Origin of the sequence: Pseudomonas sp. 24 E 13, from assembly GCF_900004715.1 — a bacterium.
GTDB classification, from domain to species: Bacteria; Pseudomonadota; Gammaproteobacteria; order Pseudomonadales; family Pseudomonadaceae; genus Aquipseudomonas; species Aquipseudomonas orientalis_A.
Map to the genome: position 1 here is coordinate 1 of NZ_CVTO01000155.1, position 14573 is coordinate 14573.

Annotated in this window: 14 protein-coding genes; 13 read left to right on the forward strand and 1 reads right to left on the reverse strand. The window is 60.9% G+C overall.

The features are described from left to right. A partial coding sequence (gene mnmD, locus BFP90_RS24340) for a tRNA (5-methylaminomethyl-2-thiouridine)(34)-methyltransferase MnmD (protein ID WP_141688996.1) occupies positions 1-591 on the reverse strand: 591 nt, incomplete at its 3' end. Between the two features lie 155 nt (positions 592-746). Between mnmD and pap the strand changes: the two genes are divergently transcribed. From pap to BFP90_RS24405, 13 genes are all read left to right on the forward strand, one after another. Then, on the forward strand, positions 747-2261 hold the full coding sequence (gene pap, locus BFP90_RS24345) for a polyphosphate:AMP phosphotransferase (protein WP_065883298.1): 1515 nt from the start codon (positions 747-749) through the stop codon (positions 2259-2261). 787 nt (positions 2262-3048) lie between these two features. Further along, entirely contained in the window at positions 3049-4233 is a 1185-nt protein-coding gene (locus BFP90_RS24350) for a thiolase family protein (protein ID WP_065898171.1), read from the forward strand. Positions 4234-4718: 485 nt separating this feature from the next. After that, positions 4719-5240 carry a fimbrial protein gene (locus tag BFP90_RS24355; RefSeq protein WP_240995392.1) on the forward strand — a complete coding sequence of 174 codons (522 nt, stop codon included), beginning with the start codon at positions 4719-4721 and terminating at the stop codon, positions 5238-5240. Between the two features lie 51 nt (positions 5241-5291). Next, positions 5292-5852 (forward strand): fimbrial protein, encoded by a 561-nt coding sequence (locus BFP90_RS24360; RefSeq protein ID WP_065891659.1) that lies wholly within the window; start codon positions 5292-5294, stop codon positions 5850-5852. A 20-nt stretch (positions 5853-5872) separates the two neighbouring features. Beyond that, a complete protein-coding gene (locus tag BFP90_RS24365) occupies positions 5873-8476 on the forward strand; it encodes an outer membrane usher protein (RefSeq protein WP_170876039.1) in 2604 nt (867 codons plus the stop codon). Then, the gene (locus BFP90_RS24370; RefSeq protein ID WP_065898172.1) at positions 8473-9234 is read left to right on the forward strand and encodes a fimbria/pilus periplasmic chaperone; all 762 of its coding nucleotides are present in this window, start codon (positions 8473-8475) and stop codon (positions 9232-9234) included. The genes BFP90_RS24365 and BFP90_RS24370 overlap by 4 nt, the downstream gene beginning before the upstream one ends. 17 nt (positions 9235-9251) lie before the next feature. Then, positions 9252-9833 carry a fimbrial protein gene (locus BFP90_RS24375; protein ID WP_065891668.1) on the forward strand — a complete coding sequence of 194 codons (582 nt, stop codon included), beginning with the start codon at positions 9252-9254 and terminating at the stop codon, positions 9831-9833. A gap of 10 nt (positions 9834-9843) precedes the next feature. Further along, the gene (locus tag BFP90_RS24380) at positions 9844-10326 is read left to right on the forward strand and encodes a fimbrial protein (RefSeq protein WP_065891661.1); all 483 of its coding nucleotides are present in this window, start codon (positions 9844-9846) and stop codon (positions 10324-10326) included. 28 nt (positions 10327-10354) lie between these two features. Continuing rightward, positions 10355-10834 carry a fimbrial protein gene (locus BFP90_RS24385; RefSeq protein WP_065891662.1) on the forward strand — a complete coding sequence of 160 codons (480 nt, stop codon included), beginning with the start codon at positions 10355-10357 and terminating at the stop codon, positions 10832-10834. 11 nt (positions 10835-10845) lie between these two features. Further along, positions 10846-11382, forward strand: a complete 537-nt coding sequence (locus tag BFP90_RS24390; RefSeq protein ID WP_065883286.1) for a fimbrial protein — start codon at positions 10846-10848, stop codon at positions 11380-11382. Positions 11383-11419: 37 nt separating this feature from the next. Beyond that, the gene (locus BFP90_RS24395) at positions 11420-12388 is read left to right on the forward strand and encodes a fimbrial protein (RefSeq protein ID WP_065891663.1); all 969 of its coding nucleotides are present in this window, start codon (positions 11420-11422) and stop codon (positions 12386-12388) included. 68 nt (positions 12389-12456) lie between these two features. Beyond that, positions 12457-13413, forward strand: a complete 957-nt coding sequence (locus BFP90_RS24400) for a fimbrial protein (protein WP_065891664.1) — start codon at positions 12457-12459, stop codon at positions 13411-13413. 75 nt (positions 13414-13488) lie between these two features. Then, entirely contained in the window at positions 13489-14442 is a 954-nt protein-coding gene (locus BFP90_RS24405) for a DMT family transporter (RefSeq protein WP_065883282.1), read from the forward strand. The last annotated feature ends 131 nt before the right edge of the window (positions 14443-14573 follow it).

Below are 14573 nucleotides of genomic sequence, written 5' to 3' on the forward strand. Positions count from 1 at the left end.
GATGGTCGAGCCCGGTGCGGCCAGGCGCGCCAGTTCGGCGAACAGCTCGGCGGTCCACATGTCCGGGTTCTTCGCCGGGGCAAAGCCGTCGAGAAACCACGCATCTATTTGCGCGTCCAGCTGCGGCAGTTGCTCCAGGGCGTCGCCGATCAACAGGGTCAGGGTGACGCGGCCGTTGTCCAGCACCAGGCGTTGAAAGCCCTGATGGATGGCGATGTACTGGGTCAGCAACTGTTCGGCATAAGGTTGCAGCTCGGGCCAGAGGGCGAGGGCGCGTTGCAGGTCGGCATGGCTGAGCGGGTATTTTTCCACGCTGACAAAATGCAGGCGTGCCCCGGCCACCGCGTGTTGGTCGAATAGCTGCCAGGCACACAGGAAATTCAAGCCCGTGCCGAATCCGGTTTCGCCGATCACCAGGCGCCCGTCGGCCGGCAAGGCCGCAAAACGCGCCTGCAGGCGGTTCTGTTCAAGGAATACATAACGGGTTTCTTCCAGGCCCGACTGGTCGGAGAAGTACACGTCATCGAACACCCGCGAGTGCGGGCGGCCTTGGTCGTCCCAGTCGAGCTGGGCGTGGGTGATCGGGGTCATGGGGGCTCGTATAAATAACGGCAGGTTAAGACAAGGCGGCCATTCTAGCCGATCAACCGGTGTTGAATTGATCCACGGCAAGCGGCGGTTGAATTTCCTCCCGCGTGTCGTTGCCCAATCCGCTAGTCTTGAGCCATCTTGAAACGGAGCTGCCCATGTTCGAATCCGCCGAAATCGGTCACGCCATCGACAAAGACACCTATGACGCCGAAGTGCCGGCCCTGCGTGAGGCCTTGCTGGAAGTGCAGTACGAGCTGCAACAGCAGAAGCGCTTCCCGGTGATCATCCTGATCAACGGCATCGAAGGCGCGGGCAAGGGCGAAACCGTCAAGCTGCTCAACGAATGGATGGACCCACGCCTGATCGAAGTGCGCACCTTCGACCAACAGACCGACGAAGAACTGGCCCGCCCGCCGGCCTGGCGCTACTGGCGGCAGTTGCCCGCCAAAGGCCGCATGGGCATTTTCTTCGGCAACTGGTACAGCCAAATGCTGCAGGGCCGGGTGCATGGGCAGATCAAGGACGCGCGGCTGGACCAGGCCATCGCCGGTGCCGAGCGCCTGGAAAAGATGCTGTGCGACGAAGGCGCGCTGATCTTCAAATTCTGGTTTCACCTGTCCAAGAAGCAGATGAAGGCCCGGCTCAAGGCCCTGGCCGATGACCCGCTGCACAGCTGGCGCATCAGCCCGCTGGACTGGCAGCAGTCCAAGACCTACGACAAATTCGTGCATTTTGGTGAACGCGTGCTGCGCCGCACCAGCCGCGACTACGCACCGTGGCATGTGATCGAGGGCGTCGACCCGCATTACCGTGGGCTGACCGTGGGCAAGATCCTGCTCGAAGGCCTGCAAAGCGCGTTGAAGCAGGCCAGGGTCAAGGCCAGTGGCATGAACCCGGCACCGCTGCCGTCGTCGGTGGACCAGATGAGCCTGCTCAACAGCCTCGACATGAGCCTGCGCCTGGACAAGGACGATTACGAAGAACAGCTGATTACCGAACAGGCGCGCTTCTCCGGCCTGATGCGTGACAAACGCATGCGCAGGCACGCGCTGGTCACCGTCTTTGAAGGCAACGACGCGGCGGGCAAGGGCGGGGCGATCCGCCGTGTGGCGGCCGCGCTGGACCCGCGCCAGTACCACATCGTGCCGATTGCCGCGCCCAGTGAAGACGAGCGCGCCCAGCCCTACCTGTGGCGGTTCTGGCAGAAGATCCCGGCGCGGGGCATGTTCACCGTGTTCGATCGCTCCTGGTACGGCCGCGTGCTGGTCGAGCGCATCGAAGGCTTCTGCACCCCGGCGGACTGGATGCGCGCCTATGGCGAGATCAATGATTTCGAAGAGCAACTGCGCGATGCCGGTGTGATCGTGGTCAAGTTCTGGCTGGCCATCGACAAGGACACTCAGCTGGAACGCTTCAAGGCTCGCGAGGAGATCCCGTTCAAGCGCTTCAAGATTACCGAAGACGACTGGCGCAACCGCGACAAGTGGGACGACTACCGTGCGGCGGTGGGCGACATGGTTGATCGCACCAGCACCGAGGTGGCGCCCTGGACCCTGGTGGAAGCCAACGACAAGCGCTGGGCGCGGGTCAAGGTATTGCGCACCATCAACCGAGCGCTGGAAGACGCATTCGAGAAGACCGACAAGCACGACAAGAAGAAAAAGAAATAGCCTGGGCCTGACTCGGTCCACCTGTGGGAGGGGGCTTGCCCCCGATGGCGGTGGGTCAGTTGCAACTGCATCGACTGACAGCCTGCTATCGGGAGCAAGCCCCCTCCCACATTTGATTTGTGCACACTGGATAGACTGTATTCGCCGAAACCGACAAGCACGACAACGACGAGAAGAAATAGCCTGAGCCTGACTCGGTCCACCTGTGGGAGGGGGCTTGCCCCCGATGGCGGTGGGTCAGCTGCAACTGCATCGACTGACAGCCTGCCATCGGGGGCAAGCCCCCTCCCACATTGGATTTGTGCACACTGGATAGACTGCATTCGCCGAAACCGACAAGCACGACAAGAAGAAAAAGAAATAGCCTGGGCCTGACTCGGTCCACCTGTGGGAGGGGGCTTGCCCCCGATGGCGGTGGGTCAGTTGCAACTGCATCGACTGACAGTCTGCCATCGGGGGCAAGCCCCCTCCCACATTTGATTTGTGCACATTAGATAGACTGCATTCGCCGAAACCGACAAGCACGACAAGAAGAAAAAGAAATAGCCTGAGCCTGACTCGATCCAACTGTGGGAGGGGGCTTGCCCCCGATGGCGGTGGGTCAGTTGCAACTGCATCGACTGACAGTCTGCTATCGGGGGCAAGCCCCCTCCCACATTGGATCTCTGCGCATCAGGTAGACCTCACACAGGCCTCCATGCTTTTGCATCCATGCAGTGAATGATCATCGCGGGCAGCCGGGCCCGGCTCTATTCTCGATCCACAACCACAAGATCGAGGTAGCCCCATGCGTGAAGTAGTGATTGTCGACAGTGTGCGAACCGGCTTGGCCAAGTCCTTTCGCGGCAAGTTCAACCAGACCCGGCCCGATGATATGGCGGCCCATTGCGTCAACGCGCTGCTGGCCCGCACCGGCATCGACCCGGCCACGGTGGAGGACTGCATTGTCGGTGCCGGTTCCAACGAGGGTGCCCAGGGCTACAACATCGGGCGCAACGTGGCGGTGCTCTCGCAACTGGGCACGGGGACGGCGGGCATGACCCTCAACCGTTTCTGCTCGTCAGGCTTGCAGGCGATTGCCATTGCCGCCAACCAGATCGCTTCGGGTTGCAGCGACATCATTGTCGCCGGCGGCGTGGAGTCCATCAGCCTGACCATGAAAAGCGTCAACACCGACCACCTGATCAACCCGCTGCTCAAGGAGCAGGTACCCGGCATTTATTTGCCTATGGGCCAGACCGCCGAAATCGTCGCGCGTCGCTATAACGTCAGCCGCGAGGATCAGGACCTGTACGCCCTGCAAAGCCAGCAGCGTACCGCGCAGGCGCAGGCGGATGGGTTGTTCAACGATGAAATCGTGCCGATGGCGGTCAAGTACACAGTCGAAGACAAGAATACCGGTGAAGTGCAGGTGCTCGATGGCGTGGTCGACCGCGACGACTGCAACCGCCCCGACACCACCCTGGCCAGCCTCAGTGGCTTGAAGCCGGTGTTTGCCGAAGACGGTTCGGTGACCGCGGGTAATTCGTCGCAGTTGTCCGACGGTGCGTCGATGACCCTGGTGATGAGCCTGGAAAAAGCCCTGGCGCTGGGGCTCAAGCCCAAGGCGTTCTTTCGCGGTTTTACCGTGGCCGGTTGTGAGCCGGACGAGATGGGCATCGGCCCGGTGTTCTCGGTGCCCAGGCTGCTCAAGGCCAAAGGCTTGCAGGTAGCGGATATCGACCTGTGGGAGCTCAACGAAGCGTTTGCCTCGCAGTGCCTGTATGCGCGTAACCGCCTGCACATCGACAACGCCAGATACAACGTCAACGGCGGTTCGATCTCCATCGGCCATCCGTTCGGCATGACCGGCTCGCGGCAGGTGGGACACCTGGTGCGCGAGTTGCAACGGCGCAACCTGCGTTACGGCATCGTCACCATGTGCGTGGGCGGCGGAATGGGCGCAACCGGGTTGTTTGAGGCCGTGCGTTAGGCCTTGCTTGACGCTTGCAACACACGCTGACGGGGGGAGCTTTGCTCCCCCTTTTTGCATCTGTCGTTCAGCGAATGTCTCGGCTCGCCGGTCAAATAGTTAGTTGCAAAGCCGCCGTGAAGTTTATTGTTTTAAAGTGCATGTAGCCTTATTCTTACAGCTCTCTCCGTTGTTAAATAATTCTCATCTAACTTAGATGTAGGCCTATTCCTTCAGCTGTTTTTAAAGTTTTGGCAAATTGCCATAATTTTCCTGCAGGCATTGATATACAAGGGCTACGCCATTAAGGGAAAGAGCTGGCTTACGACTTCAAGTGTGCAGTGGATACTTGCCCGGCGTTGAGCGTGATCCTGAAATGCAATACAAGAAGTTGGAAAAGCACTTCAGGAACTCCCTTCGACGCATAGGTCAAACCGCTCTTTCAATCAGCCCTGCGCCAATCGGTGGCAAGGCTCTTAATGACACTTGTAAGTGGGAATCTGTAGATGAAAATCAAAATGAAAACTGTGCTGTTGTCTGTCGGTCTGCTGGCGGGTTCGATGTCGATGGCGCACGGGGCGGATGGAACGGTGACGTTTATCGGGTCGGTCCACTCGGGTGCCTGCTCAATCAAGCCTGACTCCGTCGACCAAACCGTTCGCCTGGGTGCGATTGCAAAGCATCAGTTGCAAGCGGGTGGCAAATCGGAAGCCCGACGCGTGCTGATCGAACTGGAAGGTTGCGACCTGGCCGGCCTCACTGACAACACTGTCACCACGACCTTCACCGGCGCGCCCTCCACGGTAGTGCCCGGCGCGATCGGTACGGTCGGCGGTGCGGGCAACCTGGGCATCATGATGACCCATGGTGGTGCCCTCGTTAAGTTGGGTGTTCCTACCGCCCCGCAAGTCATCAGCGTGGGTGATAACACGCTGGAATTCGGGGCTTACGTCCAAGGCGCCGCCACTGGGGACATCGTTCCCGGCGACTTCAGCGCGGTCACCAATTTCACTTTGGCTTATCAGTAAGTTTCACCCCCGCCACCCGGTGTGGCGGGGGGACGCTGACGGGAGATCCAGGTGAACACATTCATACGTCTGGCTATCGCCTCTTCATTAACGACACTCATCAGCCCTTGTGCCGTCGCCCAGGCGACTGCGCAAGGCGATGGGGTCGTGCTGCTGGGAGGGGAAGTGGTTGATTCCGCCTGCGGGCTGGAGCTTGCCAGTATCGATCAAACCATCGAGATGCCGCCCGAGCCGGTGGGGCGGCTGTTGCGCAACACGCGGGGCGAAGACCATCCCTTTCAACTGCGTCTGGTCAATTGCTCGTTGAGCCGCCCGGACCCTTCGCGCCCAGGTGCAAGCCTGCCGGATTGGGAGCACATGCGCGTGACGTTCGAAGGCCCTACCGACAGGGCAGGGCTCTCCTTCGCAGTGTCTGGCGACTCCCAGGGGGTGGCCTTGCACATCATCGACGCCGCCGGCCAGGAGAGCCTGCCGGGGCAACGCATGGCGCCGGTTCCGCTGGCCGAAGGTGACATGACACTCAACTACCGGTTTTTCCTGGTCGGCAACGGCTTGCCATTGGTGGTCGGGGCTCACAGTGCCGCAGTGCGGTTCAAGTTGGAATACTTTTGAACAGTGATGGACAGGCTTGCATGTTGAATACGTCGAAGATCAAAAAAACGCTGCGTCCCGGGCTGTTCGGCGGGTTGATGTCACTGGCAGGCACGGCGATGGGCGCTGGGGATATCGAGTTCAATACCGACGTTCTCGACCTGAGCGATCGCGCCAATATTGACTTGTCTCAATTTGCGCGCAGTGGATTCATTCTGCCGGGCACTTACTCGATGGCCGTGCACCTCAATGCCCAGCCTATTGCTGAGCAATCGGTGGCGTTCTATCCCCCCGATAACGACCCCAAGGGCAGCCAGGCCTGTTTGTCGAGCAGTCTGGTTGAACAACTGGGGCTGAAAGTGTCCGCGGCCGGCCAACGGCTGTGGTGGAAGGACGGCGAGTGCCTGGATATAACCAGCTTGCCCGGCATGGAGGTCAGGGGTGATTTGGCCACCTCTACCCTGAGCATCAACGTGCCCCAGGCCTACCTTGAATACAACGCTATCAATTGGGACCCGCCTTCCCGATGGGATGAAGGGGTGCCGGGGCTGCTGGTGGACTACAGCCTGACGGCGCAGTCCAATTACCAGCGCAACGATGGCCGGCGGCAAAACCTCAGCGGCAATGGCACCGTGGGCGCCAATGCCGGTGCCTGGCGGCTCAGGGCGGATTGGCAGGGGCGTGTGGAGAGCGGTCGGCAGGAGGCCGCCGGCCCGCAAAAGCTGGAATGGAGCCGCTACTACGCGTATCGCGCCATTCCCGCGTTGCAGGCGCGCCTGGTGGTGGGTGAGAACTATCTGTATTCGGACCTGTTCGACAGCTTCCGCTTTACCGGCGCCGCACTCAACTCGGATCAAAGCCAACTGCCCCCCAACTTGCGCGGTTATGCGCCGGAAGTGGTCGGTGTGGCCCGGACCAACGCCAAAGTCATCGTCAGCCAGCAGGGCCGTGTGCTCTACGAAACCCTGGTTGCGGCGGGCCCCTTTCGCATTCAGGACCTCAATGATGCGGTGACCGGCAAGCTGGATGTGCGGGTGGAAGAACAGGACGGTTCGGTCCATACCTTCCAACTCAATACGGCCGGCGTGCCTTACCTGACGCGCCCGGGCCAGGTCCGTTACAAGCTGGCAAGCGGGCGACCGTCCAACCTTCAGACGGGCTCCGATGGTGCCGTCTTCGGTACCGGAGAGTTTTCCTGGGGCGTGAGCAATGGCTGGTCGTTGTTCGGTGGCGGTATCACCGATAACAACTATCGGGCGTTATCCGTGGGCGCCGGGCGGGACTTGCTGGCGTTCGGCGCCGTCTCGCTGGATGTCACGCAGTCGCGTGCCAACGTATGGAACGAGACGCTCTCGGGCAAATCCTACCGCCTTCAATATTCGAAGAACTTCGAAGAGTACGACAGCCAGGTGACCTTCGCCGGCTACCGCTTTTCCGAGAAGAACTTCCTGAGCATGAGTGAGTACCTGGATGCCCGGCATTACGGGTTGAACGGCGAACTCGGCGGGCGAGGGGATTATCGCGACCTCAACGAGGGTTGGAAGCCTATCGGTGGCAGCAAGGCGCTGTACACGGTGACGGTCAACAAGCAGTTTCGTGACCTGGGCGCCACTGTCTACGCCAGCTACAACAAGCAAACCTACTGGGACCGGCCGGACACGCACCGCTGGAACATGTCGCTGTCGCGCTACTTCAATGTGGGCACGGTCAAGAACATGAGCCTGTCCCTGAACATGTACCGCACCCAGGAATATAACTACAAGGACAACGGCATGGCGCTGACGGTCAGCCTGCCGCTGGGGCGTACCGGCACGCTGTCGCTGGACGCCAATCGAGCCGCCGGCAAAAACGGCTTTACCTCGCGCTACAGCGATCGCCTCGATGAGCGCAACAGCTACCAGCTCAGTGCCAGCGACACCTCCGCCAGCGGATACCTGAGCCATATGGGCGACAACGTCGACCTCGATGTGAGCGCCAGCAGGCAGCAAGGCGGTTCCAGCAGCCTCGGCGTCTCCGCGCGCGGCGGTGCCACGCTCACGGCCCAGGGTGCGGCGCTTCATCGAACTACCAGTACAGGCGGCACCCGCCTGATGGTCGATACCGCCGGTGTGCCCGATGTGCCGGTGCGCGGTTATGGCGCGCCGACCCGCAGCAATGCCTTCGGCAAAGCGGTGATTTCGGACATCAGCAGCTATCAGCGCACTGCCGCCAGTGTTGATCTGGAGCGTTTGCCGAGCAATGTCGAAGCCACTCAATCCGTCACGCAATTGACCCTCACCGAAGGCGCGATCGGTTATCGCTCGCTGGATGTGATTGCCGGTGAAAAGGCCATGGCGGTGCTGCGCCTGGCGGATGGCAGTTCGCCGCCTTTCGGCGCGACGGTGCAGAACCTCAAGCAACAGGACACCGGCATCGTGAATGACGGCGGCGAAGTCTACTTGAGCGGCATTCAGGCCGGCGAGCAGATGACCGTCAGTTGGGGCGGGGACGCGCGGTGCCTGCTCACGCTGCCGGCCACCTTGCCTGCCGATGGTTTGACCGATGCCCTGCAACTGCGCTGCCAGCCGGTAGCCGCCGATCCATCCCTGCCCGAGCCCGCCGGGCTGTCCGGCACGCCTATCGATACGGAGAACACAGCCTCATGATGCCTACTACACGTCGCCTCTTCCCAGCCTTCGCGCTGTTGGCCCTGGCCTTGAGCCAGAACGCCAACGCTGCCGTGGGCCTGGACCGTACCCGTGTGATTTTCGACGGTGGCAAAGACGCCACCAGCGTGAATATCACCAACAACAATACCCAGTTGCCCTATCTGGCCCAGGGCTGGATCGAGGATGAAACCGGCAAGAAAATCACCACGCCGTTGATTGTGCTGCCACCGGTCCAACGCCTGGAGCCGGGTAAACAAAGCCAGGTGAAGGTCCAGGCGTTGCCGGCGGCCAAGGCGCTGCCGCAGGATCGCGAGACGGTCTACTACTTCAACTTGAGGGAAATTCCGCCGCGCAGCGATAAGTCCAACACCCTGCAGATCGCGCTGCAGACCCGCATCAAGTTGTTCTACCGCCCGCAAGCCATCGAGCCGAGCCAACAGGACTTGTCCAACCCGTGGCAGGAAAAACTGACCCTGACCCGTGAAGGCGATCAATACCGGGTGAATAACCCTACGCCGTATTACGTGACGCTGGTGGATGCGCGGGACAGCAAGGACGGCAAAACCGTGCCGGGTTTCGTGCCGCTGATGGTTCCCCCCAAAGGCACCCTGGCCTTGGGCACCACCGCCAAGGCGTTGGGCAGCAGCCCTTATCTGGCCTATGTGAACGACTACGGCGGTCGCCCGCTCCTGGCCTTCACCTGCACGGGGGACACTTGCACAGTGAACCGGCAGGCCGCGCCGGCGAATGAGTAATGGTGCGGGAGAACGTCATGACGTCGCAAAAAGTGAAAGTGCTGGGCGGCCTGTTATGGGCCTTGGCCATGGGCGCACAGGCCGCTGACGAGGAGGATATCGAAGGCATGAGCGGCATGCTGAATGTGCTCGGGTCCATGCATGAGTCGCCGTGCAGCCTGGAAATGACCTCGCTGCACCAGACCGTCGATCTGGAGGCCGTGTCGACCAGCCAGTTGCAACGGCCCGGTGACCAGGCGACGCCCAAGGCGTTTCAGCTGCGCTTCACCGACTGCCTGCGCACCGCCGGTCGTATACGCAATGAGCGTACGGGCAACCTGACCTGGAGCGCTTACCAACCGGTGCTGTCGGTCACGTTCGAGGCGCCGGCCGATGCCGACGATCCACGCCTGGTCAGAGTGCAGGGCATTACCGGCATGGGCCTGCAGTTGACCGATGCCCTCGGTCGCGACGTGCAGCTGGGCTCAAGGGGCCAGCCGCTGTTTTTGCCCGTGGGCCGCAATACCCAGACCTGGCATGTACGGCCCACGCGCACCGCTGCGCCGTTGACCAGCGGGGCATTCAGGGCGGTGGTGGATTTCAGGCTCACTTATGAGTAAGGGTGCAACGATGGCTAAATCAATCGGCTTGATCGCCACCGGCGTGTTGCTGGCGGTCAGCCAGGGCCTGCAGGCCGACACCAATTTGACCATTCGCGCGGTGATCATCGCGCCCCCGCCGTGCGTCATCAACGGTGGCAGCACGCTCGACGTACCGTTCGGCAATGACCTGCTGACGTCACGGGTCGATGGGGTCAATTACCGGCGAGGGGTGCCGTATACCGTCACCTGTGATTCGCCCTTCAGCAATGCGTTGAGTCTGGAGCTCAAGGGCACGGCGGCGGCGTTTGACAACCGCGCGCTCGCCACCCGCAAGGCGGACCTGGGCGTGCGGCTGTTCGTGAATGGCGCTGACTGGCCGCTCAATACCGCGGTGAATTTTACCTACCCCAATTTTCCCGTGGTGCAGGCGGTGCCGGTCAAACGTGCGGGCAGCCAGCTGACCGGCGGGGCCTTCGACGCGACCGCGACCCTGGTGGTCGATTACCAATGATGGTTACCGATAAAAAGAGGAACGACCCATGACAGCTTGGCAGCCGCGAGCGCTACTCGCCCTGTGTGCCATCGGCCTGTGCAGTGGCGCGTCGGCCAACTTGACGTTCAGTGGAACGCTGAACGAACCGCCTCCCTGCACGATCGATGCGGGCAACACCATCGAGATCGACTTTGGCGATGTCGGGGTAAAACGCGTCGATGGGGTGAGGTATCGCAGAGGCGTCGGCTACGTCATCAATTGCGGCGCCGACACCCTGCCGTGGGCATTGAAGCTGAGCGTCAACGGCACGCCCACGGCGTTCGACGGTTCAGCGGTGCAGACCAGCGTGCCTGCGTTGGGCATCCGGGTTTTTCAGAACAACCTGCCATTTGCACTCAATACGCCCATGGACATCACCTTGTCGTCACCGCCGACCCTTGAGGTAGTGCCGGTGCAACAGCCCGGAGCAACGTTGCCTCCCGCCAGGTTCACGGCGGTGGCCACGTTGTTGGCCGAATACCAGTAGGAGCTTATTCGATGCGATATCAAAGGGTTCAACAGGCAGGCCTGGCCGTTCTGCTCGCCGTCGGCCTGACCCCCGTGGGGCAGGCGGCGGACAATCTGCGTTTCAAAGGCAATCTGGTTGAAGAGGCCTGCACCCTGCGCCCCGGCGACGAGGCCATCACGCTGGAACTCTGGGACCTCACCAGCAAGTACCTCTATATCAACACGCGCTCGGTGGGTAAGCGTTTCAAGCTGCACCTGGAAGACTGCGATACCACGATCGGCAACTCGGTGACCATCACCTTCGGCGGTACGGAGAACAGAGAGCTTCGCGGCTTGCTCGCGCTGGACGGTGGCAGCGGTGCCTCGGGCATTGGTGTCGGCATGGAAACCCTGAGCGACAAACCCTTGCCCTTGAATACCGTCAGCGACAAACAGGTGTTGAGCGACGGCAGCAATGCCATCGAACTCAAGGCTTACGTGCAGGGCGAGCCGACCGCCATCAAGGATCAAACCATCGGGCACGGTGCCTACACGGTGACCTCAACTTTTACGCTGGACTATCCATAGGCTTTGGCTGGGGAGAGCAGAGCAACGAGAGATTAAAATGAAACGACTTTATGGCGCTATGGTGCTTCTTGTCCTGCTGAGTGTGGCCACGACCGTACGAGCGGCTGATTGCCGCGTTAATGGCGGTGGGTGGCAATATGTTGGCGACGGTGGGATTCTCAACCTGCAGGTCCCTGTCACCGTCCGAGTAGGCTCGGACAGCACTCGCCTGATCCTTGAAGGTGCATGGTTGGAGTGCCGATTCACTCCTTCGCCTGCCCACCCTACACGCATAGACTTTTGGGGAACCTCTGCACAGGCCGGCCCCCCTTGGGTGCCCGGCCCGAAGTTTACCCGGCAGGGTACCGGCTTACGTATCAACGGCGCGTTTTATAACACCCCGGTGCCGTTCGATATTCGGATCGCGACCATGCCAAACAACGGTGGGGGGTATCCCATCAATATAGCCCCCTACATTTTGCTGCGTAACGATCCGAGCAACCCTATCGAGGTTCGGATAGGGGATACCCTGGGCGCGTTGAACCTCCAGCAGACCAATAATTACAGTTCGGGAAGTACACGGCTGGTGCTCACGTACACGGCCGCGAATAACTTCGGCATCTCTCCATCCACCTGCACGATCAATAACAACAATCCGATCAATATCGACTTCGGCCCCGTCAACCAGCGAGCCATCGGGACTGACCCGCTGACAACATCCATCGTCAGCAACCGCAGGCTCACATATTCCTGCCCGCAAGGCGGTATTAATACACCCATCACCATCACCTACAAAGGCAGCCCGTCGTCATTCGATTCACGTGTGTTGCAGATGAACAATCCGGACGTGGGCACGGCTCTCGTCCGCGCGGGTTCAGCGGTACCTGTGAATGGTTCGTTCCTGACACATATCAGCAACAGCACAGGCGGGGACGATGTGACGTTTGCTCTCGTTCGACGCAACGGGTCGCTGCCGGCCGCCGGAGCCGTCAGCGGGAGCGGTGTGCTGGTGATGGGAGTGCCCTGATGCATAAGACCACGCCCGCTAGCACAGGGGGATACGCACTTTTTTTCAGATGTTCGAGAGAGTTCAAGATGAAACGACTATTTGGCGTCATGGTGGTGCTTGCCCTGACGAGTGTGAGCATGACGGCAATTGCCGTTGATTGCCGCATTAATGGCGGCGGGTGGATTACCGGCAATCCCAACATGCAGGTCCCGGTCACGGTGACGCTGAGTGCAGACCGTACCCGGATCATGATGGAAGGGGCGCGTCTGGAATGTCGGTACTCTCCAGGGCAGGGCCCGGCGTGGGGAGAGGACTACTGGGCTACCGGGAACGCGTCAGGCACACCTTGGACGCCCGGGCCGAAATTCAGCGGCCAAGGGACTGGCTTGCGCATCAATGGGTCGTTCTACAATACCCCGGTGCTCTCTGGCTTGAGAGTAGCGACCATGCCCAACAACGGGGTGGCTTACCCGATCAATATCACCCCGTACATATTGGTGCGTAACTTTCCGTCCAATCCGATCAGTATTCGGGCAGGCGACAATTTGGGGCTTTTGCGTCTTACCAGTTCGAACAATTGGGACGCCAGCCGACCGCAGCTGACCCTCACCTATACCGCCGCCAACAACTTCGATATTTCCCCATCAACCTGCACGATCAACAACAACACTCCCATCGAGATCAATTTTGGCAATGTGCACCAACGGGGGATAGGCACCGACCCGCTGACAACGTCCATCGTCAGCAATCGCAGGCTTACCTATTCCTGCCCGGACGGCGGTATCAACACACCCATCACCATCACGTACAAAGGCACCCGCACCGGGTTCGATTCGCGCCTGCTGCTGATGACCAATGCCGATGTGGGTACGGCCCTGGTGCGTAACGGGGCCGCCGTACCGGTCAACGGTTCGTTCCTGACCCGCATCACCAACAGCTCGGGCGCCGATGACGTGACGTTTTCCCTGGTACGTCGAGCCGGCTCGCTGCCGTCCGCCGGCGCCATCAGCGGCAGCGGGGTACTGGTGATGGGCGTGCCCTGAACACAGCGTGATACCCAAAGCGCACCGCATGCCCCTAGAATGCCGGTTCCACTTCCTCTGGCATCTGGGGCACTCATGCACATCTCTTCGGGCCGCTGGGTCTACGGTTTTCTCCTGACCCTGTTGACCGCGCTGCTCTGGGGCATTCTGCCGATCAAGCTCAAACAGGTACTGCAGGTGATGGACCCGATCACGGTGACCTGGTTTCGCCTGATCGTCGCGGGCAGTTGCCTGTTCATCTATCTGGCGTTCACGCGGCGCTTGCCCAGCCGCCGGGTACTTGGCCCCAGGGGCGGCTGGCTGGTGGCGATGGCCGTGTGCGGGCTGGTGGGCAACTACGTGTTGTATCTGGTGGGTTTGAAGATGCTCAGCCCCGGTACCGCGCAACTGGTGGTGCAGATGGGGCCGATTTTCCTGATGATCGCCAGCGTGTTTGTGTTCAAGGAGCGTTTCAGCCTTGGGCAGGGCGTGGGGTTGGTGGTGTTGATCATCGGCTTCGGGCTGTTTTTCAACCAGCGCCTGGTGGAACTGCTGACATCGATGGGGACTTACACCGCCGGGGTGCTGACGGTCCTGCTGGCGACCACCATCTGGATGTTTTACGCCTTGGGTCAGAAGCAGTTGCTGACGGTGTGGAATTCGCTGCAGGTGATGATGGTGATCTACCTCTCATGTGCGGTGTTGCTGACGCCTTGGGCGCACCCGTTGGAGGCGCTGCAACTGAGCCCGCTGCAAGGCTGGCTGCTGCTGGCGTGCTGCATGAATACCCTGGTGGCCTACGGCGCCTTTGCCGAAGCGCTGGCGCATTGGGAGGCGTCGCGGGTCAGTGCGACCCTGGCCTTGACGCCATTGGTGACCTTTGTGGCGGTGGCACTGGCAGCGTGGTTGTGGCCGGAGTTTGTGCAGGCCGAAGCGATCAACGCGTTGGGGTATTTTGGCGCGTTGGTGGTGGTGATGGGCTCGGCGATGGTGGCGTTGGCGCCGTCGCTGGTGGCGGGGCTCAAGGCTCGGCGTGCGCGGTTGGTCTAGGGGTATGGAGAGCCAACTGTGGGAGGGGGCTTGCCCCCGATGGCGGCCTCGGGGCTGGCCGGGATGTTGGATTGGACCGAGTACATATCCGTTTCTGCGGTAACGGCCACTTAGGGTTCCGCCCTGACGGC

Bases quoted from the DNA above. Each gene is read 5' to 3' on its own strand.
- BFP90_RS24385 (WP_065891662.1), top strand. From the start codon at position 10,355: ATGACAGCTTGGCAGCCGCGAGCGCTACTCGCCCTGTGTGCCATCGGC.
- BFP90_RS24365 (WP_170876039.1), top strand. From the start codon at position 5,873: ATGTTGAATACGTCGAAGATCAAAAAAACGCTGCGTCCCGGGCTGTTC.
- BFP90_RS24400 (WP_065891664.1), top strand. From the start codon at position 12,457: ATGAAACGACTATTTGGCGTCATGGTGGTGCTTGCCCTGACGAGTGTG.
- BFP90_RS24395 (WP_065891663.1), top strand. From the start codon at position 11,420: ATGAAACGACTTTATGGCGCTATGGTGCTTCTTGTCCTGCTGAGTGTG.
- BFP90_RS24405 (WP_065883282.1), top strand. From the start codon at position 13,489: ATGCACATCTCTTCGGGCCGCTGGGTCTACGGTTTTCTCCTGACCCTG.
- BFP90_RS24380 (WP_065891661.1), top strand. From the start codon at position 9,844: ATGGCTAAATCAATCGGCTTGATCGCCACCGGCGTGTTGCTGGCGGTC.
- pap (WP_065883298.1), top strand. From the start codon at position 747: ATGTTCGAATCCGCCGAAATCGGTCACGCCATCGACAAAGACACCTAT.
- BFP90_RS24355 (WP_240995392.1), top strand. From the start codon at position 4,719: ATGAAAATCAAAATGAAAACTGTGCTGTTGTCTGTCGGTCTGCTGGCG.
- BFP90_RS24375 (WP_065891668.1), top strand. From the start codon at position 9,252: ATGACGTCGCAAAAAGTGAAAGTGCTGGGCGGCCTGTTATGGGCCTTG.
- BFP90_RS24350 (WP_065898171.1), top strand. From the start codon at position 3,049: ATGCGTGAAGTAGTGATTGTCGACAGTGTGCGAACCGGCTTGGCCAAG.
- BFP90_RS24370 (WP_065898172.1), top strand. From the start codon at position 8,473: ATGATGCCTACTACACGTCGCCTCTTCCCAGCCTTCGCGCTGTTGGCC.
- BFP90_RS24390 (WP_065883286.1), top strand. From the start codon at position 10,846: ATGCGATATCAAAGGGTTCAACAGGCAGGCCTGGCCGTTCTGCTCGCC.